Consider the following 19,127-nt stretch of genomic DNA (forward strand, 5'->3'; position numbering starts at 1 on the left):
CCGCGTCGGCGTCGGGTTCGGGGCTCGAATCGCCCCGCGTGCCGGAATCCCCGGCGGTGTTCTCGCTCATGGAGAGCAATCGGGAACGGCCGGTGTTAAGCCTGTTCTCTCGGCGCTCTCGCCCGCGACGTCCACCTGCTGCTCTCGGACGCCTGGTACGACCGCGAGGCGAACCGGAACCTCTCGGCGAGGCTCGCCGACGAACCGATCGCGGTCGACCTCGCGGCGCCGCGCGGCCGGTTCGGGAAGGTCCACGCGAAGGGGCTCGTCGTCGACGACGCGGCGGTCGTCGGCAGCCTCAACTGGAACCCGAGCGCGGCGACGAACAACCGGGAGGTGCTGCTCGCGATAGAGAGCGAGTCGGCCGCGGACTTCTACGCCCGGGCGTACGCCGCGGACTGGCGCGGCGGTGGCGTCCAGCTGCCGGTCGGTTTCGCCGCCGGCCTCGGGGTCGCGCTCGCGGGGGCCGGCGCCGTCGCTCGACGGGAGATCGCGTTCGGCTGAGAAGCGAGGCCGCGGCGAACGGCTTTCCGACCGCGGCGCCGGACAGCGGTCGCGACCGCCGGGTCAGTCGTCGAGTGCGATGGTCGACGAGAGCGCCTCGTCGATCTCCGCGCCCGCCATCTTCTCGACGAGCGCCTCGATCACCTCGCTCCGGCGGCCCTTCACGAACTTGATGGAGCCGACGACGAGGTGGCCGCCGCCCGAGACGCCCGCCTCGGGCAGCTCCTCGTTCAGCTCGGTCACCATGTTCGGGATGTCGAGCCGGACCCCGTCCGAGCGGAGGACGCAGAAGTCGGGGCCGTAGCCGATGGTGATGACGGGGTCGCCGGTCTCGGTCACCTTCTCGTCGTGGAGCTCGCCGGTGGTCTTGCCCGGAGCGGGGTAGGTGAAGCGGTGGGCGTACTCGTCTAAGTCGATCCGGTAGAGGTGCGCGCCGGAGGCGAGCCGCTCGTGTTCGACGTGGTCGTCGACCGCGTCGAGCTGGCGCTCCACGTCGCGCTCGGCGCGCTCAGAGAGGAACTCGACGAGCTCCTCGTGCCGCTCCTCGTCGTCGCAGCCCACGTTGAGGGCGTCGTTGACCAGCGTCTTCCCCTCGGAGTAGCGGAGCCAGTGGGCGGCGTAGTCGAGCGCCTCGCCGATGTCGAGGAGGTCGGACTCGTCGTAGCCGGCGCCCTCGGCGAGCGCGACGTAGTCGTCCATCGCCTCCGCCTTCGAGCGGTCGGAGAGCCCGGCGACCGCCGGCACGTGTTCGAGCTCCTCGGTGAGCGACGGGTCGATGAGGCGCGCGAGCTCGACGCACATCATCCCGGTGGTGACCCGGTAGTCCTCGCCGTGGAGGTAGGGGTTCACGTGGGCGTCGAGCAGCGGCTCGACCGCCTCGGGGTCCGGGTGGTGGTGGTCGACGGCCGCGATGGGGATGTCGTAGTGCGCGAGGTTCTCGTAGGCCGGCACGTCCTCCTCGGTCGACCCGTTGTCGAGCATGAGGAGGAAGGGGAGCTTCTGCCCGTGCCGGGCGCGGCCCTCCAGGGCGAAGTTGAGGTCGCGGGTGACGTCCTCCATCTCGTAGTAGGGGGCCTTGCTCGGGAGCCGCTTGAACAGGTGCCGCGGCGCGTCGGGGTCGCCGTGGACCTCCCGGACGAAGTTCTCGACGGCGAGCTGGACCGGGATCGCGGCGCACATCCCGTCGCCGTCGGCGTGGTGCCGGACGCGGATCGGGCGGCCGGCGAGGACGGTCCGGCGGAGCAGCCGCGCGAGGTCGCGGAGGTCCTCGTGGATGGGCTCGAACGCCTCCCACTCGACGAGGGGGTCGACGTCGGCGGGCTCGGCGCGCTCGTCGAGGGCGGCCTCGAAGCGCTCGCGGGCCTCGGCGGCGCGGCCGTCGGGGAGGCGCTTCAGCGAGTCGACCTCCAGCTGGAGGGCGTCCTCGCGGCTCTCGATCGTCCCCGAGACGTGGACCATGTCGCCGACCTCGACCTCCGGGTACGCCCGGACGCCGGCGGACTCGAAGGCGGCACAGGAGACGACCCCGGAGGCGTCCGCGACGGCGAAGATGGTGGGGCCGCCGGTCTGTTTCGCCTGGACGACCTCGCCCTCGACGGTCGCCTCGTCGCCCGGCGCGAGGCCGCGGACCCGCGAGACCGCCGGCTCGTGGGCGACGGTCTCGGTGCGGTAGTCGTCGGGGTCGACGTCGTCGAACGCGACGTCGCCGTTCTCCTTCACCTCGGTGAGCCGGACGATCAGCCGGTCGCCGACGGCGTAGTCGCCGTCGAGGTTCGACTCGTGGACGAGGCCGCTCACGGCGTCGGAGAGGTCGACGAACACGCCGTAGTCGACGACGCCGTTGACCTCGGCGTGGTACAGGGCGTCGACATCGGTGTCTTCGAGGGTACAGTCGGGCGCCAGGTCGTAGACGGTCGGCCGGTCGTCGGCCGCCCCCTCCGCCGCGTCGGCGTCGGGTTCGGGGCTCGAATCGCCCCGCGTGCCGGAATCCCCGGCGGTGTTCTCGCTCATGGAGAGCAATCGGGAACGGCCGGTGTTAAGCCTGTTCTCTCGGCGCTCTCGCCCGCGGACCGGCGGACGCCCGGCGCGTGGAGCCCGCCCGGCGTCCCGCGGTCCGGAACCCCTATGAGGCGACGGCGACTTATGTGACCCATGCGACTGTTCCGCTCGGACGAGCTCCTCGGCATCGCCCGAGAGACCCTGGAGTTCGTCCTCGAGGCGAGCGAGGAGACCCACCCCAACGAGTACATGGGGTTCCTCCGCGCGGACGACGCCCGGAAGCTCGACCTCGACCGAGACGGGCAGGTGATCACCGACGTGCTCGTCATCCCGGGCACGGAGTCGAGCCCGACGAGCGCCACCGTCCGCACCAACATGAAGCCGAACGACATGCGCGCCGTCGGCTCGGTCCACTCCCACCCGAACGGCGCGCTCCGACCGAGCGACGCCGACCTCGCCACGTTCGGGCAGGGGAAGGTGCACATCATCGTGGGCGCCCCCTACGGATGGGGCGACTGGAAGGCGTTCGACAACGAGGGGAAGCAGACGACCCTCGACGTGCTCGACGTGGCGGTGCCCGACGAGCACTTCTTCGATTTCACCCAGGAGGACATCGACCGGGAGCTGGACGACCGCGACGGCGGCGGCTTCCTCTCGTGGTTCCGATGACGCGGGTCGTCGCGCAGGGCACCTTCGACCTGCTCCACCCCGGTCACGTCCACTACCTCGAAGACGCGGCGACGTACGGCGACGAGCTCCACGCCATCGTCGCCCGCCGGACCAACGTCACGCACAAGCCCGCGCCGGTGCTCTGCGCCCGCCAGCGGCGCGACATGGTCGCCGCGCTCGCCGCGGTCGACGAGGCGCACCTCGGCGACCCGGAGGACGTGTTCGTCCCCATCGAGCGGCTCGACCCCGACGTGATCGTGTTGGGGTTCGACCAGCACCACGACGAGGCCGCCATCGCCGACGCGCTCGCGGCCCGCGGCATCGACTGCCGGGTCGAGCGCGCGTCGGGCCGGGAGCCGAAGTACGACGACGAACTGCTCTCCAGCGGCGACATCGTCGACCGGATCGTCCGCGAGCGCGGCGACGGCTCGGACGGGACGCCGGGGTGACCCGGCGGTCGGCCCCGCCTGACGGCGCGCGGGCGGGGAAGCGCGGCATCTAAATGGACTGACTCCCTAACCGGGGTGAGTGAACATTCCCGACAAGTTCCCCGCGGTGCTGGCCGCGGCCGCGATGGGCGTGTACCTCCTCGTCGTCGCCGGCGCCACCACCTCCCTCACGGAGGCGGCGGCGGCCTGCGGCGGCTGGCCCGCCTGCGGGAGCGGCGCCGCCCTGCCGACGGCGACCGAGGGCTGGATCGCCCTCGGCCACCGCGTCCTCGCGGTCGTCGTCGGCCTCCTCGTCGCGCTCTCCGCCGCGCTCGCGTGGCGGAACGGCGCCGACCGCCGGGTCCGCGCCGCCCTCGCGGTCGCGCTCGCCGTCTACCCCGCGCAGGCCGGCGTCGGGGCGCTCGTCGCGCTCGGCGACCTGCCCGCCGCCCTCGGGTCCGCCCACCTCCTCCTCGGGATCGGCATCTTCGGCGCCGTCCTCGCCGCGCTCGCGTGGTGGCTGGAGGCAGAGACGGGCGTCCCGGACGACGCCCCCGACGACTTCGAGGCCGGCACCGACGACCTCCCGCCGGTCGAGGAGGCGCCGGAGCCGGACATCCCGAGCGCGACGCTCCCCCGGCTGCGGGCGACCGCGGCGGCGTACTTCCGGCTCATGAAGCCGCGGCTGATGTGGCTGCTCTGCCTCGTCGCCGCGGCCGCGATGGCGCTCGCGGGCGGGACCGGGTTCACGCCCGGCGTCGTGGCCGCCACGCTCGCCGGCGGCGCGCTCTCCATCGGCGCCTCCGGGACGTTCAACCACGTCCTCGAACGCGACGTGGACAAGCGGATGCAACGCACCAGCGATCGCCCGCTCGCGACCGACCTCGTCCCGGTCTCGCACGCGCTGGCGTTCGGTGGCCTCCTCACGGTCGTCTCGCTCGGGCTGTTCTGGAGCGTGAACCCGCTGACGGCCGCGCTCGGGCTGGTCGCGATCGTGTTCTACAGCGTCGTGTACACGCTCGTCCTCAAGCCGAACACGGTCCAGAACACCGTCATCGGCGGCGCGGCCGGCGCGCTCCCCGCGCTCATCGGCTGGGCCGCGGTCACGGGCGAGGTCGGCGGCGGGCTGCTGCTCGCCCTCGTCATCTTCCTGTGGACGCCCGCGCACTTCTACAACCTCGCGCTGGCGTACAAGGACGACTACGAGCGCGGCGGCTTCCCGATGATGCCCGTCGTCCGCGGCGAGACCGCGACCCGCCGGCACATCCTCTGGTACCTCGGCGCGACGCTCGTCGCCGCGGTCGCGCTCGCCGCGGCCGCCGACCCGCTCGGCGCGCTGTACGCGGTCGTCGGCGTCGGCGTCGGCGCCGCCTTCCTCTGGGCGGTCGTCCGGCTCCACTACGAGCAGACGGAGAAGGCGGCGTTCCGCGCGTTCCACGCCTCGAACGCCTACCTCGGGCTGCTGCTGTTCGCGGTCGTCCTCGACGCGCTGGTGGTCTGAGCCGGTCGGCGCCCGCCGCCGCCCCGGGCGCGACCAGCCCTTTTAATCCGATTCGCGCTCTACCGGACGGTATGACACGCGTCGAAGTCGAGTACTGCGTCCCCTGTGGCATGCTGAACCGCGCGCAAGACGTCTCCGAGGCTATCCTCAAGCAGTTCGGCGAGGGCGTCGACGAGGTGGCCTTAGTGACCGGCGACGACGGCGTGTTCGTCGTCCGCGCCGACGGCGAGGTCGTCTTCGACAAGACCGAAGACGAGTACGACGTCGACGCCATCGTCCGGGCGGTCAAGCCGCACGTCGGCGCGACCGCGTAACGGCCCGACCGCGCCTCCGGCGCCGCCGGTCCGTCGACGAGCCGTCCCGAAATCCTTGCGTCTCGTTCACGCGGCACAAGCTAATTGTCGCTCGGCCGCGAACGGTTCCGGCGATGTCGGACTCATCGCAGCGGCAGCGAGGCGAGCCTCCGGCCGACGACCCGACGCCCGGGGCCGACGACCCGACGCTCGGCGGCGACGCCGCGCCGGGCGGGGACGACTGGCCGTGGCTCGCGCGGGCCTGGTATCGGTCCCGGCTCGGAACCGCCGTCGTCGCCGGCGACGTCCTCCTCGCCGTCGCCCTCACCGCCGCGGCCTCCGTGGCGGTCGACGCGCCGTACGCCGGGATCGACGGTCTCGGGCCCGGGATCGTCCCCCCGTTCGTCCCCCTGTTCAGCCTGCTCGGGGCGCTGGGGTTCGTCTCCACCGCCCTGATCGAGCGCTTCGACGCCTCGGTCGGCAGGCTCCTCCGGTACAACCTCCGGCTGCCGGCCGCGCTGCCGCTCGGCGTCGGGGTCTACCTGCTCTCGGACCTCGTCCTCGGCCAGGGCGTCGACGACGTGCCGCTCGTCGTCGGGCTCGTCTTCCTCTCGGGGCTGTACGTGAACCTCGCGTACAAGCGACTCGGCGCGCTGGCACGCCGGCTCCTCCCCTCGGGCAGCGGTCAGGGGGAGGACCGCTCCGGGCGGGGCGGGACCTGACCGCGTCAGTCCGGGTCGAACACCGCCCGCGCGGAGTTCGTCACCACCAGGATGCTGCTCGACGCCATCGCGAGCGCCGCCAAGAGGGGGTTGAGGACGCCCGTCAGCGCGAGCGGAATCGCGACCGCGTTGTAGACGAACGCCCAGCCGAGGTTCTGTTTCAGGCGCCGGTTCGTCCCGCGCGTGACCGCGAACAGCTCCGGCACCGCCGAGAGCCGGTCCTCCAGTAGGACCGCGTCCGCGGCGTCGGCCGCGAGGTCCGTGCCCGAGGCGACCGAGACGCCGAGGTCGGCCGCCGCGAGCGCCGGCGCGTCGTTGCTCCCGTCGCCGACCATCGCGACCGGGCCGTCGACCCCCAGCCGTCGGACCGTCTCGGCCTTCGCCTCCGGCGGCACCTCGGCGAACACCTCGTCGATCGCGGGGTGCTCCGCGAACCGCGCCGCGGCCGCCGGCGCGTCGCCGGTGAGCACGACCACGCGCCGCCCGTCCGCGTCGAGGTCGGCGACGACCGACTCCCACCCGTCGCGCACCTCGTCGCCGACGGCGAGGACCCCGCGCACCCGACCCGCCCAGCCGACGTAGACGGGGACGTTCCCGCGGTCGCGGGCGGCCGTTCCCGCCTCGCGCAGTCGGTCGGACGCCGGCCAGCCGCGCTCGTCGAAGCAGTCCGGGTGGCCGACGACGACCTCGTCGCCGTCGACCCGCCCCGCGACCCCGCGGTCGAACACGTCGACGCCGGTCGCGGACGGGGGGTCGAGCGCGCCGACCTCGGCCGGCGCGCCGTCGGTCGCGCCGGCGCCGCCGTCGGTGGCCGGCCGCGACCCCGCCGGTCGGTCCCCGTCGCCCAGCACGCCCGCGACGATCGCCTCCGCGACCGGGTGGACCGACGCGCGCTCGACGGCCGCGGCGCGCCGCCGCACGCGCTCGACCGACTCCCCCTCGGCCGCCGTCGCGTCGAGCAGCCGCATCTCGCCGTCGGTGAGCGTGCCGGTCTTGTCGAGAACGACGGTGTCGACGTCGGCGGCGGACTCGAAGACGGCGTCGGAGACGACGACGATGCCCCGCTTCGCCGCGTCGCGGATCCCGGCGGCGACGGCGAGCGGGGTCGCCAGCCCGAGCGCGCAGGGACACGAGACGATCAGCACCGTCAGCCCGACGAGCGCGGCGTCGATCGGGGCAGATCCGAGCGCCAGCGTGGCGGCGGCGCCGACGGCCGCGACCGCGACGACGAGCGGCACGAAGACCGTCGCCAGCCGGTCGACGAGGCGCTGGATCCCGGACCGCGAGCTCTGAATCTCCCACAGCAGCCGCACGAGGGTGTCGAGCGTGCTCGCCGCGTCCTCGCCGACCTCGACGACGACCGGCGAGTCCGTGACGACGGTCCCCCCGCGGACCGGGTCCCCCTCGCGTTTCGTCGCCGGGAGCGACTCGCCGGTGACGAGCGCCTCGTCGACCGCGGCGGTCCCCTCGGCGACGGTCCCGTCGAACGGCACCCGCTCGCCGGGGCGCACGAGGAGGCGGTCGCCGGGGTCGACCGCGTCTGCCGCGACGGTCTCTCCCGCTTCGGTCCGCACGGCCCGGTCCTCGGTCGTCGTCAGGTCGGTGAGCATGCCGGTCGCGCGGCGCTTGATGATCGACTCGTAGTGGTTGCCCGCGGTGACGACGAGGATCACCGCGATGGTCACGTCGAAGTAGAGGTCGGTCCGGCCGACGAGCAGCGCGAGCGTGCTGTACGCGTACGAGCTGGTCGCCGCGAGCGACACGAGGAGGTCCATGTTGGGCTGTCGCGCCCGGAGGCTTACGTACGCGCCCCGCAGGATCGGGTAGCCGGTGTAGAACAGCACGATCGAGGCGAACAGCCAGATCTGCGCGAAGAGGTACGTGCCGGAGACGCCGCCCAAGTCGACGATCGGCTCGTACCCGAAGTAGGTCGGGTACAGGAAGACGACGTACCACAGCATCGCCATCATTCCGAAGAACCCGCCGCCGATCAGGAACCGCACGACTGCGTCGTCCTCGTCCGCGTCCGGGTCCGCGCGGTCGCTCGCCGCGTACCCCGCGACGGAGAGTCGGTCGGGGAGCTCGTCCGCGTCCACCGTGTCCGGGTCGTAGTCGACGCGGATCGTGTCGGTCGCGTAGCTCGCCTCCGCGGCCGCGACCCCCTCCTGCTCGCCCGCCGTCATCTCCAGGAAGGACTCGCAGGTCGCGCAGTGCATCCCGTCGACGTGGAGGAACGTCGTCTCGCCGTCGAACTCGTCGCCCGGCGTCGCGTCCGGGCGCCGCTCGTCGAGGTCGCCGAGGTCCTCGACGCCGTCGAGCGAGCGCGCGACGGTCAGACAGCCGCGGCAGCAGAACTCGCCGTCGACGTCGGGGGCGGTGTGCGGGTCGTCCCCGGTCGGGAGGTCACAGAGCGTGCAGTCTGTCATGCGTGGTTCGTTCGGGTTCTCTCCGAGCGCTCCGTGGAGCGGGCCCGCCGGTCCCCGCGGTGCGATTCGGCTCGGCTACGCGTGTTCGGGCTCGTCTGCGTCACCGGCGAACCCCGGTAGGCTCCCGCCGGTCGCGATCCGAAGGCTCGCCCAGATGAGTAGGACGTTCACCAGCGTCACCGCCACGACGAACTCCGCCCGGTCGGCGATAAACACCAGCGCGGGGACGAGCCCGCCCAAGACGAGGAGCACGGCCTGTTGGATCGAGAAGTTCATACGGGACGCAAGGCTTCCCCGGCCATATATAATGCCCGTGTTATCAGGGTTCGAGAACGGGTAGACGTTATATGTTTCCTTGTGTATAACGCCGCCTATGGGACAAAACGAGACCGCACACGCCGGCGCAGACGACGTGGGCGCCGACGGCGAGGAGTTCGACCCGATCGGCACGCTCACGCTGATCGGGATATACTTCGCGATATTGGTACTCGCATGGGTGTATATCTACTTCGTAGAGTTCCTCGGGCGGGATCTCGTGGTGGTGGGGTGATCAGACGTGCACATTCATGCGTACGAGAAGCTGTGGCTCGCGCTTTCGGTCGTGTTGATCCTCGCGCTCATCGGCACCGTGACGTACGGGGCGGTCGGTCCCGGCGTAGCGATGGTCGCCGACACGCAGCAGACCGTCGACGCGACGGCGCTCGACGAGGACGAGCGGTTCTCTGAGCCCCGCGTCGAACAGGTGGGCGAAAACGAGTACGAGGCGTACGTCGTCGCTTACCAGTTCGGTTTCGAACCCTCCCCGATCGTCGTGCCGGCGAACAGTACCGTGACGTTACACGTCACCTCACGCGACGTGATCCACGGCTTCGAGGTGGTCGGCACGAACGCGAACACGATGGTCGTCCCGGGAGAGGTTTCCGAGATCACGGTCGAGACGGCGGAACCGACCGAATACGGGCTCCTCTGTAACGAGTACTGCGGCGCGGGCCACCACGTCATGGAGGGGAAGATCCACGTCGTGAGCCAGTCGGAGTTCGAGAACCGCGGGGGTGACTCGGCGTGAGCACCGCCATCGAGTCCGAACGGACGTTCGTCGACAAGTTCCCGGACGAGGCGCGCGTCGTCCGCGCGGCCTTCCTGAGCGCCTTCTTCGCGCTGTTCCTCGGCGCGATCTTCGGGATCGTCCAGACGCTCCACCGGACCGACATCGCGCGCATCATCCCCTCGACGGACTACTACACCGTTCTCACCGCACACGGCGTTTTCATGGTGATCAGCTTCACGATCTTCTTCCTCGTCGGGCTGTTCACCTGGGCGCTGACGCGCAGCCTAGATCGGCCCCTGATCAACATCAAAATAACGTGGACGTGGTACGGTCTGATGGCGGCGGGCATGACGCTCACCGGGATCTCGATCCTCGCCGGGTTCGTCGACTCCATCGACATGAGCGCGGACGTGCTGTTCACCTTCTACGCGCCGCTTCAGGCGCATCCGCTGTTTTACACGGGGCTCGTGGTGTTCATCGTCGGCACGTGGATCGCCGGCGCCGACTGGTTCCGGACGTTCCTCGCGTGGCGGAGCGACCACCCCGACCAACGGATTCCGCTTCAGGCGTTCATGGTGTTGACGACGATGACGATGTGGTACATCGCCACGTCCGCCGTGGCAGCCTCGGTGCTGCTGTTCCTGCTCCCGTGGTCGCTCGGCCTGATCGACCAGGTGAACCCGACGCTCACTCGGACGCTGTTCTGGTTCTTCGGCCACCCGGTCGTCTACTTCTGGCTGATGCCGGCGTACATGCTCTGGTACACCGTGCTGCCGAAGATCGCCGGCGGGCGCCTGTTCAGCGACCCGCTCGCTCGCGTGGTGTTCGTGCTGTTCCTCCTGCTTTCGACCCCGGTCGGGATCCACCACCAGTACCTCGACCCCGGAATCGCGGAGGGGTTCAAGTTCATCTCGATGACGAACACGATGTTCCTGCTACTGCCGAGCCTGCTCACCGCCTTCACCGTCGTCGCGAGCGTCGAGTACGGCGCCCGTCAGAACGGCGGTACCGGACTGCTGGGCTGGCTCACGAACCTCCCGTGGCGGAAGCCGGAGTTCACCGGTATGATGCTGGCCGGGCTGATGTTCGCCGCGGGCGGCTTCTCCGGCATGGTGAACGCCGGGATGAACATCAACTACCTCATCCACAACACGCTGTGGGTCCCCGGCCACTTCCACCTCACCGTCGGGACCGCGGTCGCGCTGACGATGATGGCCGGGACGTACTGGATCTGGCCGCAGATCAGCAACAAACCGATCTACAGCCGCACGATCGGGCTGTTCCAGGTAGTGCTCTGGTTCATCGGCATGGCGCTGATGTCGAACGCGATGCACGCGCAAGGGCTGCTCGGCGTGCCGCGCCGGACCGCCGAACCGGAGTACACCGGCTTCGACTACCCGACGATGTTCGGCGGGTTCGAGGAGCTCAACATCCAGATCGCGATCGGCGGGACGCTGCTTTTCATCTCGACGATCCTCTTCCTCGGGAACCTCGTGTTGACGATGGGGAACCCGACGGTCTCCGGGCTCGCGGAGACGCTTCCCACACCGGTCTCCGGACCGGAGGACGCCCCGCAGGTGCTCGATAACCTTCGCCTGTGGGTGAGCATCGCGGTCGTGCTGGTCGTGCTCGCGTACGCCCTCCCGATCGCGGCGATCATCAGCCGCGGCGGCCTGCTCGGCCCCGGCGTCGGCACCTATCCGGTGTGGCTCGTGCCGCTCGTCGACGCGTTGGCGAACGCGATCGAGCCGCTCGCCGGCACGGTCGGCGACGCGTCGGCCGCGTTCGCCGAGGTGGTCCGATGAGCGTCGACATCTCTCGCGGCGGGCTGCTCGTCACGCTCGCGATCTTCGGCGTGATCGTCTACGAGCTGCGCACCGTGCTCGATTTCATCGGGATCGAACTCCCGATCATCCCCTACATGGCCGCCGTCTTCGTCCTCGCCGGCGCCTCGGTCTGGTACGTCACGCTGAAGGGCGGGTGGCGGACCGAACCCGAGGGCGACAGGCCTGCGTAGCGACGCGGGCGCCGTCGCTCACGCTCTCCTCGCTTCCCGTTTCACCTCCGGAGCCGGTGTTCCCGACAGAAGCAGTTATGCCCGTCCGCGACCGATCGTGCGCATGGAATCCAATACTGCCGCAGACGCGTCCGAAGCGACCGGCGGCTCCGCGGACGCTCAGCGTCCGGTCTCGCTGTCGGACGAGGCCGACCTCGACGCCTTCGTCGGCGACGCGGCCGTCGCGCTCGTGGAGTTCTACACCGACGGCTGCGGCATCTGCGCGAGCATGGAACCGGTGATCGGGAACGTCGCTCGCGGCGTCGAGGCCGACCTCGCGGTCGGGCTGGTGAACCCCCGCGACGACCCGCCGCTGGTCGAGCGGTTCGACGTGCGGAGCGTCCCGCTGTTCGTCCTCTTCGTCGACGGCGAGCCGGTCGCACGCCGCGCCGATGGGTTCGTCCCCGGCGACGAGCTGACGGCGTGGGTCGAGGAACACGCGGTCTGAGAGGCTGAATCGTCGGTTCGACCCCTTCCGGGGTGTTCGGCGCGTCGGCGGCGCCTCCGAAGCCCCGTCCGTTCGCCAGCACAGCTTCTTGTTGTTGATTCCCGCAGAAGCGAGGGGTACTCGCCGCTGCGTTCAGCGGGCCGCCACGCTCTCCGTTAGTCGACGTTCAAATCACCAATCTCCGGGATAACAGCCACCACAGCGCTATTTATGCCGACAGGCGCCGATAAACCGTCATGATATCCGGGACGGAACTCATCCCCTTACAGATCGCTATCGCCGATCGAGTACTCTCGACCGTTCTCCAGGGAGCCACCGTGGCCGGGTTCATCGGGGTAAGCGCTCTCGCCGCTCACCTGCTGGTCCGAGCCTTCCGGACCGAGGGCGGCGGTCTCCGCGTTCGCGACGCGCAGATCATGTTGGCGGGCGCGAGCCTGCTGTTCCTCACGGGATTCACGAACCTGGTCCTCTCCGACGGCGCTCCCAGCGAGAGCCTCGCGGCCGTCGCGCTGGGGTTCGCGGGCGTCGCGTATCTGCTCTACACCACGGGTCCGGAGCTGTTCGAGCGGGCCGACCGAGACGAGACGCATCGGCTCGTCGACGACACGTCACACTAGCTCTCCGCTCCGTCACGCGGCTTCCCTGTGCTGGCCGAATCACGCCCCTTCTCCGATCGTTTCGACCGATACGCGCTCTGTACTCAGAGCGACCCGCCAACGCGAACACCACCGAAGCCCCAGTCGCTCGGCTGTACATCTCGGTTTATCAATCGCCGATCGACGCGAACACCACCGAAGCCTCAGTCGCGAGGCGGGCGCACGCTGGGGGCAGTCCTCGCTCGTTCGCTCCGCTCGCTCGCTGCGGGCCTTCCGTCGCCTGCGCCCGCCTCGCGACTGCCCCTTCGAGTCGCGCCCCCGACAACACCGCAACCGCAGCCTCACGCCTCCCCAGCCTCGTCGCTGGCGGCTGGCGCCGCCAGCGACTCCCTCGCGCGTGCTCCTCGCGCCCGACGGGCGCTCGGAGGCACGCGCCGTCGCACCGCCCTGCGTTTATAAATAGACGCTCGACACAATTCCCTCGAACCCCGCTCGACGGAACCCTTTTGAGCCGGACCGGCGTATCTGTGACCGATATGGGACTGGGCTCGGACATGTACCGACAGCAGATCCTCGACCACTACAAGAACCCGCGCAACTACGGGGAACTCGAGGATCCGGACTTCACGCACGTCGGCGAGAACCCCTCCTGCGGCGACACGATCCGGATGGAGGTGCGGCTCGACGACGCCGAGGAGACGGTCGAGGCGGTGCGGTTCACCGGCGACGGCTGCGCCATCTCGATGGCCTCGGCGAGCATGCTCTCGGAGCGGCTCCACGGGATGCCCGTCGACGACCTCGACGCGCTCGACACCGACGACGTCACCGAGATGCTCGGCGTCGACATCTCTCCGATGCGCGTGAAGTGCGCGGTGCTCGGGCGGCAGGTCGCGCAGGACGGCGCGAAGATCCACCGGGGCGAGCTCGACCCCGACGACCGCACGATTACGGAGGAGTAGCCGGCCGCGGCCGCCGGCTCTCGGCCGCCTCGCGGCGCCCGTCCCGAGCCCACCGGACTTTTGCCCGCGAACAACGTTCGTCCGCCCATGAGCGACGGCTTCGACAAGGAGGCGGAACGCGAGAAGCTCCGCGAGAAGTTCGCCGAGGACGAGCAGAAGCGCGAGCACACCCAGCGGATGTCCGAACTCCTCCTGAAGGGCGCGACGATGACGAACCGCCACTGCGGGGAGTGCGGCGACCCAATCTTCCGCCACGACGGCCGCGAGTTCTGCCCCACCTGCGGGAACGAGGTCGGCGGCGCGTCGGCCGCGGACGCCGGCGAGGCGCCGACTGATGCGGGCGACGCTCCACCCGCCGAGCCCGCGACCTCAGCCGACGAGGACCCGCAGGTCGGCGCCGACGCCGCGGCCGAGAACGGCGCGGTCGGTGGGGACGCGACCGACGCCGCCGCGAGCGACGCCGGTCGGTCGGGAGCGTCCGCGTCGAGCCCCGCGCAGTCACAACCCTCGGCGCCGCCCCAGCGGTCGGCGTCCCGAGGGACCGAGGCCCGGTCCGCCGACGACCCGCAGGCCGAGACCCGCCGGTCGCCTCCGTCGCCGTCGGCGGCGGACGCCGAGAGCGTCGGCGCGGCCCGCGCGTCGCTGACGCGGACGCTGACGCGCTTCGCCCGCGCGGCCGAGGAGACGGACGACCCGCGACGCGCCCGGGACCACCTCGAAGCGGCCCGCGAGGCGGCCGAGGCGCTCGCGGCGCTGGACTGAAACCGCTCACAGACTGCTCCGACGGGTCGCTGGGGAATACCACCAGCCCCGCCCGACCGCACAGCACCTCACACCTCCCCGGCCTCGTCGGCCTCCCCACGGTCGGCCGACTCCAGCGAGGGACCAGCGGCCCCTCTGGCAGTCGGGCGCAGCCCGACGACCCCGCGCGTGCTGTCTCGCTGCCGCCGGGAGCGACCGCTCGCAGGCACTCGCCACCGCGATCGTACTCGCAGACAGGTCCGGCGTTATCGCCCGCTCTCGACGGCGACGCGCATGTCGGCCGCCAGTCGCTCGGCGCGGTCGGCGTCGGCGGACTCGGCGTAGATCCGGATCTTCGGCTCGGTGCCGGAGGGGCGGACGAGCACCCACGCGTCGCCGTAGTCGAGCCGGTAGCCGTCGGTCGTGTTCGGCTCCGCCTCGGCGGTCTCGACGTACGCCCGCGCGGCCGAGAGCATCTCGTCGCGCTCGCCGTCGTCCGCGTACTCGACGTTCTCCCGCACGAAGTGGTAGTCGGCGTACGGCGCGACGACCTCGCTGACGGGGGCGCCGTCCGCGGCCGCGAGCAGTTCGAGGAACCGCGCGCCGATGTACGCCCCGTCCCGCGAGAGCCGGTACGGCGGGAAGAAGACCCCGCCGTTGCCCTCGCCCGCGATGGGGACGTTCGTCCCCTCCTCGTGGAGCTCGCGGGTGCGGGTGATGATGTTCGTAGCGCCGATGGGGGTCAACTCGAGGTCGGCGTCGTTGGCGGCGCAGACGTCGACGAGCCGCTGGGAGACGTTGACCGCGCTGACGACCGCGTCGCCGGGTTCGAGGCAGGCGTCGGCCAGTGCCGCCAAGGAGGTGTCGCCGTCGACGAACTCGCCGTCCTCGTCGACGAACACGGCCCGGTCCGCGTCCCCGTCGTGGGCGATCCCCACGTCGGCGTCGGTGGTCGCCACCAGGCGCGAGAGGTCCGCGAGGTTCTCGGGCACCGGCTCGGAGTCGCGGCCGGGGAAGCGCCCGTCCGGGGTCGCGTTCGCGGTCAGCACCTCGCAACCCAGCTCGCGGTAGATCCGCGGAGACGCGACCGACGCGGCGCCGTGGCCCGGGTCGACCGCGACCGTCAGGTCGGCGTCGGCGACCGCCTCGGCGTCGACCGCAGCGGTCAGCTGGGCCGCGTAGTCGTCGACGACCCCCTCGACCGGCGTCGTCGCGCCCGCCGACCGCCAGTCGGCGTGGTCGTACTCGTCGTCGAGGACGCGCCGCTCGATCCGCTCTAACACGTCGACGGAGAGCTCGACGCCGTCGTCGCCGACGAGCTTGATCCCGTTGAACTCCGGCGGGTTGTGCGAGGCGGTGACGAGGACGGCGGGGACGCTCGCCGACTCGCAGTAGTTGCCGACCGCCGGCGTGGGGACGACCCCGAGGCGGTCGACGTCGCAGCCGACCGCGGCGAGCCCGCTCGCGGCCGCGTTCGCGAACAGCTCGCCGGTGGTCCGCGTGTCCCGGGCGACGGCGACGCGGTCGGCGTCCCACACCGTCCCGGCCGCCTTCGCGATGTCGAGGACGAGCGCGGGCGTGAGGTACCGCAGCGCGACCCCGCGGATGCCGCTCGATCCGAACAGCTCCATGCGAGGCCATCCGCCGGCCGAGGGGAAAGCGGTTCCGAACCGCCGCGGCCGCCCGCCGGGAGCGACGGGACGGAGCCCGCCGCGACGACGCGTGCGGTTCATGGCGGTGGCGCCCGTTCGCCCCGTATGGACCACACGCGACGCGACGCGCTCGCCGGGGGCGCGCTCGCCCTGTCCCTCGCGACCGCGGGCTGCCTCGACTTCGCCGCGGGCGACGGGCCGCAGGGCCCCGAGGGCACGCCGGCGACGCTGACCTGCGACGACGACGGGTTCGTCCGCCTCGATCGGCCGTTCGAGGCGCCGGTCACCGAGACCCTCGTCGAGACGGGCGAGACCACCGTGGAGCTCTCCTCCGAGGGGACGGCCGAGACGTACGGCCAGTCGTTCCGGCTCGTCCTCCGGAACACCGGCGACGCCCCGACGCCAACGCGCGGCGAGGCCGCCTACTCGATCCAGCGCGAGACGGGCGAGGGGTGGCTCGACGTCCGCGGGTCGACGACCGGTCGGGCGGTCGAACTCCCCCGGAGCGAGTCGACACTCGACACGAGTTCGGCGTACGCCTGGGACGTCACGCTGACCGAGTCGGGCATCGCCGAGGCCGTCGACGGCGTCGACCTGGCGGTCTGTCCGCCGCTCGGCCCCGGGAGCTACCGGTTCGTCTACTGGGGGCTCGTCGACGCGCCGCCGATCGGCGCGGCGTTCGAACTGGTCGGGTGAGGCGGGGCCGACGCCCGACCGGAGCGTCGCCGAGGGGGCGGCTCGGAGGCGGCTCAGAACGGCCGCCAGTCGGAGGGCTTGCCGACCCGGCCGCGGACGCGGAACTCCCGGTCGTCGTCGTCCACGCGGGTCTCGACGACGACCTCGAACGGCTCGTGGAGGGTGTGGACGACCTGCTCGTCGTGGGCGGTCGAGCCGACGACGCCGACGAACGGCCACCCCTCGCCGGAGGTCTGCGAGGTCATCACCCTGGTGAACCGGTAGATCCGCTCGGGCTCCCAGTACATGAGTAGCTGCGAGAGCGAGTAGACGCCGACGGCGCGGTCGCGGCCCGCCGAGGACTCGACGACGTCGGTGAACTTGATCCCGATGTCGGTGAGGTTGCCCGCGCTGGCGACGTACTTCGTCGTCGGGGTGTCCTCGCGCTTGTCGCCCTGCTCGTGGGTGACGCAGTCGATGACGACCACGTCGTCGCCGTCGCGTCCCGTCAGCCCCTCGTAGTCGTCGCGGACCTTCTCCGCGGTCCGCCCCGTCGAGATGACGACCGGGCCGTCGGACCACGCCGCGAGCAGTCGGTTGAACAGGTCGTACTTCCCGCTCATCGGGGGACCGCTGATGAGGACGCTGTCGGCACCGCGGACAGCGTCGGGAAGCACGGTCATGTGTCGAGTGTGAGAGAGTGCGGGGTAAAACCCTTCCGAGGGATCACTTCCGCAGCATCGAGGGGAGGTCGAGCGACGACGGCGGGCCCTCCGGCGGTTCGTCGGTAAGTGTCAACTCGCGTATCGCACCGGGGAGCGCGGCGGGCACCGGCGACTCCCGCGGCTCGCCGAGCCCGTCGACCAGCTCCGCCCAGACCTCGTCGGCCTCGGGGTCGTCCCGCTCCGCCGTCGCTTCGAGCGCCTTCGTCCGGCCCTGGTCGTACGCCAGTTGGATGATGCTTCGGTCGTACTCGCCGTCGAAATCCCGGAGCACGCGGTCCAGCTCCGCCGGCCGGGGGTCGCCGACGCACGACGCCACGCCCAGCGCGAAGGCGCGCTCGACGGCCTCCTCCCGGGAGAGGTCGTCCCACTCAGTGCCGAACGTGCGGGCGTACATCAGTGCGTCACCGTCGCTGCCGAGCCCACGCGGAGCCCCACGTCGGTGAACTCCACGTCCTGGATGTCGGTGTCGACGTCCGTCCCTCGCATCTTCAGTACCTGGATCCCGCGCCGCATCCCCTCGTCCTCGAGGTAGTTGTGCATGAAGACGACGCCGTGCGCGAGGTAGTGCTCCTCCGAGTAGGCGCTCGGGTCGGTCATCTCCGATATCAGGAGCGTCGTGGCGTCGGTCCGCTTCAGCGAGGAGAGCAGCTGGATCATCGTGTCCTCGTCGTCGTCGAGGAGGAACCGCAACAGCATGGTCGAGTCGAAGACGACCCGGTCGATGTCGCGGGAGTTGATGAAGCCGGTGAGCCGGTTGGTGACGCCGGACCGGTCGCGGCGGTCGCCGGGGAGCCCGAAGAAACGGCGACCGTCCGACGAGAAGGAGTCGAGGAAGGTGACGCGGTCGGAGTCGAGCGCGCGGTCGAACCCGAACTCGTAGCCGCTCATGTCCTCGCGAATCCCCTCCTTGGTCTCGTGCATGCTGATGTAGAGGACGTCTTCGCCGTTCCGGGCGCCCTGGGCCGCGAACTGCGAACAGAAGGTCGTTTTGCCGCTCCCGGGCGGCCCGCTCACCACGTACAGCCGACCGTCGGGAAACCCGCCGTCGACGAGGCCGTCGAACCCCGGGACGCCGCTTGAGACGCGCATACGTACGTGACACGTTGGGCCGCTGATAAGCGTTGGCACCCGGTTCTCACGGGTGAGAACCGATCGGCCGCGGCGGCCCGGCGCGGCCGACGGCCGGATCCGCCGTCTACGCCTCCGCGGCGTCGACGTCGTCGAGGTCGGCGGCGAGCGCGTCGTCGACGTCCGGCGAGACCCACACGACGAACCGGTCGTCGGACTTGACGATGCCGCGGACGCCCTCGTCCTCGACGGTGGTGCCCCGGTCGACGTCCTCGGGCGAGACGTCGCGGACCTGGAACACCTCGTCGACCATCCAGCCGACGGTGCCGCCCTCGTCGATCTCGGCGTCGTCGAAGACGACGATCCGCTCGCGCTTCCCGTCCCCCTCGATGTCGAACAGGGTCTTCGGGTCGACGATCGTCGTCGTCCGGCCGCGGAGGTCCATCACGCCCTCGACGTGGTCCGGCGAGTTGGGGATCCGCGTGAGCTCGCCCGCGTCGACGATCTCGTCGATGACGCCGATGTCCAGACAGTACGTCCCGTCGCCTAGCCCGAACTCCAACACCTTGGTCGGTTCGGCCTCCGCCTCTGTGGCTGCCATGCCCACACCTGCGGTAA

Annotated in this window: 22 protein-coding genes and 1 pseudogene; 15 read left to right on the forward strand and 8 right to left on the reverse strand. The window is 71.1% G+C overall.

The window, feature by feature from the left end; genetic code table 11:
* Positions 1 to 126: 126 nt before the first annotated feature.
* Positions 127 to 504, forward strand: a pseudogene (locus EXE48_RS16920) (phospholipase D-like domain-containing protein); the annotation flags it as partial.
* Positions 505 to 567: 63 nt separating this feature from the next.
* Here the strand turns inward: EXE48_RS16920 and han are convergent.
* The gene (han, locus tag EXE48_RS16925) at positions 568 to 2,514 is read right to left on the reverse strand and encodes a Hef-associated nuclease (protein ID WP_137705391.1); all 1,947 of its coding nucleotides are present in this window, start codon (positions 2,512 to 2,514) and stop codon (positions 568 to 570) included.
* Between the two features lie 141 nt (positions 2,515 to 2,655).
* On the opposite strand from han, the gene EXE48_RS16930 reads away from it, so the two are divergent.
* The 5 genes from EXE48_RS16930 to EXE48_RS16950 all read left to right on the forward strand — a co-directional run bounded on the left by EXE48_RS16930 (position 2,656) and on the right by EXE48_RS16950 (position 6,115).
* Positions 2,656 to 3,171: a Mov34/MPN/PAD-1 family protein gene (locus EXE48_RS16930; protein WP_137705392.1), complete on the forward strand. Its 516-nt coding sequence runs from the start codon at positions 2,656 to 2,658 to the stop codon at positions 3,169 to 3,171.
* A complete protein-coding gene (locus EXE48_RS16935; protein WP_053770986.1) occupies positions 3,168 to 3,620 on the forward strand; it encodes an FAD synthase family protein in 453 nt (150 codons plus the stop codon). The genes EXE48_RS16930 and EXE48_RS16935 overlap by 4 nt, the downstream gene beginning before the upstream one ends.
* Before the next feature lie 79 nt (positions 3,621 to 3,699).
* Entirely contained in the window at positions 3,700 to 5,100 is a 1,401-nt protein-coding gene (locus EXE48_RS16940; protein WP_137712089.1) for a heme o synthase, read from the forward strand.
* Positions 5,101 to 5,171: 71 nt separating this feature from the next.
* Positions 5,172 to 5,414 (forward strand): Rdx family protein, encoded by a 243-nt coding sequence (locus tag EXE48_RS16945; protein WP_053770630.1) that lies wholly within the window; start codon positions 5,172 to 5,174, stop codon positions 5,412 to 5,414.
* A 113-nt stretch (positions 5,415 to 5,527) separates the two neighbouring features.
* The gene (locus EXE48_RS16950) at positions 5,528 to 6,115 is read left to right on the forward strand and encodes a hypothetical protein (protein WP_053770631.1); all 588 of its coding nucleotides are present in this window, start codon (positions 5,528 to 5,530) and stop codon (positions 6,113 to 6,115) included.
* A 5-nt stretch (positions 6,116 to 6,120) separates the two neighbouring features.
* On the opposite strand, the gene EXE48_RS16955 is transcribed toward EXE48_RS16950, so the two are convergent.
* Both EXE48_RS16955 and EXE48_RS16960 read right to left on the reverse strand, forming a co-directional pair.
* On the reverse strand, positions 6,121 to 8,541 hold the full coding sequence (locus tag EXE48_RS16955) for a heavy metal translocating P-type ATPase (RefSeq protein ID WP_137712090.1): 2,421 nt from the start codon (positions 8,539 to 8,541) through the stop codon (positions 6,121 to 6,123).
* Between the two features lie 75 nt (positions 8,542 to 8,616).
* On the reverse strand, positions 8,617 to 8,817 hold the full coding sequence (locus tag EXE48_RS16960; protein ID WP_053770633.1) for a DUF8131 family protein: 201 nt from the start codon (positions 8,815 to 8,817) through the stop codon (positions 8,617 to 8,619).
* Between the two features lie 97 nt (positions 8,818 to 8,914).
* On the opposite strand from EXE48_RS16960, the gene EXE48_RS18875 reads away from it, so the two are divergent.
* The 8 genes from EXE48_RS18875 (at position 8,915) to EXE48_RS16995 (ending at position 14,410) form a co-directional block, all read left to right on the forward strand.
* On the forward strand, positions 8,915 to 9,091 hold the full coding sequence (locus tag EXE48_RS18875) for a hypothetical protein (protein WP_167551887.1): 177 nt from the start codon (positions 8,915 to 8,917) through the stop codon (positions 9,089 to 9,091).
* Between the two features lie 6 nt (positions 9,092 to 9,097).
* A complete protein-coding gene (locus tag EXE48_RS16965) occupies positions 9,098 to 9,607 on the forward strand; it encodes a cytochrome c oxidase subunit II (protein ID WP_053770634.1) in 510 nt (169 codons plus the stop codon).
* Entirely contained in the window at positions 9,604 to 11,394 is a 1,791-nt protein-coding gene (locus tag EXE48_RS16970) for a b(o/a)3-type cytochrome-c oxidase subunit 1 (protein ID WP_053770635.1), read from the forward strand. The genes EXE48_RS16965 and EXE48_RS16970 overlap by 4 nt, the downstream gene beginning before the upstream one ends.
* Complete coding sequence (locus tag EXE48_RS16975; protein WP_053770636.1) at positions 11,391 to 11,606, forward strand: hypothetical protein; 216 nt, start codon at positions 11,391 to 11,393, stop codon at positions 11,604 to 11,606. Before EXE48_RS16970 ends, EXE48_RS16975 begins: the two co-directional genes overlap by 4 nt.
* Before the next feature lie 103 nt (positions 11,607 to 11,709).
* Entirely contained in the window at positions 11,710 to 12,093 is a 384-nt protein-coding gene (locus tag EXE48_RS16980; protein WP_053770637.1) for a thioredoxin family protein, read from the forward strand.
* Between the two features lie 236 nt (positions 12,094 to 12,329).
* Positions 12,330 to 12,710: a hypothetical protein gene (locus tag EXE48_RS16985; RefSeq protein WP_053770638.1), complete on the forward strand. Its 381-nt coding sequence runs from the start codon at positions 12,330 to 12,332 to the stop codon at positions 12,708 to 12,710.
* Positions 12,711 to 13,225: 515 nt separating this feature from the next.
* A complete protein-coding gene (locus EXE48_RS16990; RefSeq protein WP_053770639.1) occupies positions 13,226 to 13,648 on the forward strand; it encodes an iron-sulfur cluster assembly scaffold protein in 423 nt (140 codons plus the stop codon).
* An 87-nt stretch (positions 13,649 to 13,735) separates the two neighbouring features.
* Complete coding sequence (locus EXE48_RS16995; RefSeq protein ID WP_137712091.1) at positions 13,736 to 14,410, forward strand: Sjogren's syndrome/scleroderma autoantigen 1 family protein; 675 nt, start codon at positions 13,736 to 13,738, stop codon at positions 14,408 to 14,410.
* Positions 14,411 to 14,655: 245 nt separating this feature from the next.
* On the opposite strand, the gene glmM is transcribed toward EXE48_RS16995, so the two are convergent.
* Positions 14,656 to 16,020, reverse strand: a complete 1,365-nt coding sequence (glmM, locus tag EXE48_RS17000; RefSeq protein ID WP_137712092.1) for a phosphoglucosamine mutase — start codon at positions 16,018 to 16,020, stop codon at positions 14,656 to 14,658.
* 126 nt (positions 16,021 to 16,146) lie between these two features.
* On the opposite strand from glmM, the gene EXE48_RS17005 reads away from it, so the two are divergent.
* Positions 16,147 to 16,737: a hypothetical protein gene (locus tag EXE48_RS17005; RefSeq protein ID WP_121600122.1), complete on the forward strand. Its 591-nt coding sequence runs from the start codon at positions 16,147 to 16,149 to the stop codon at positions 16,735 to 16,737.
* A 53-nt stretch (positions 16,738 to 16,790) separates the two neighbouring features.
* Here the strand turns inward: EXE48_RS17005 and EXE48_RS17010 are convergent, their stop codons facing one another.
* From EXE48_RS17010 to EXE48_RS17025, 4 genes are all read right to left on the reverse strand, one after another.
* Positions 16,791 to 17,399 carry a DUF7504 family protein gene (locus EXE48_RS17010; RefSeq protein WP_053770643.1) on the reverse strand — a complete coding sequence of 203 codons (609 nt, stop codon included), beginning with the start codon at positions 17,397 to 17,399 and terminating at the stop codon, positions 16,791 to 16,793.
* 43 nt (positions 17,400 to 17,442) lie between these two features.
* Entirely contained in the window at positions 17,443 to 17,835 is a 393-nt protein-coding gene (locus EXE48_RS17015; RefSeq protein WP_053770644.1) for a DUF8057 family protein, read from the reverse strand.
* Positions 17,835 to 18,530, reverse strand: coding sequence for an RAD55 family ATPase (locus EXE48_RS17020; protein ID WP_053770645.1), 696 nt, complete (start codon positions 18,528 to 18,530; stop codon positions 17,835 to 17,837). Before EXE48_RS17020 ends, EXE48_RS17015 begins: the two co-directional genes overlap by 1 nt.
* A 106-nt stretch (positions 18,531 to 18,636) precedes the next feature.
* On the reverse strand, positions 18,637 to 19,110 hold the full coding sequence (locus EXE48_RS17025) for a chemotaxis protein CheW (protein WP_053770646.1): 474 nt from the start codon (positions 19,108 to 19,110) through the stop codon (positions 18,637 to 18,639).
* Positions 19,111 to 19,127 lie beyond the last annotated feature (17 nt).

Source organism: Halorubrum sp. ASP1 (genome assembly GCF_005435135.1).
Lineage (GTDB): Archaea > Halobacteriota > Halobacteria > Halobacteriales > Haloferacaceae > Halorubrum > Halorubrum tropicale.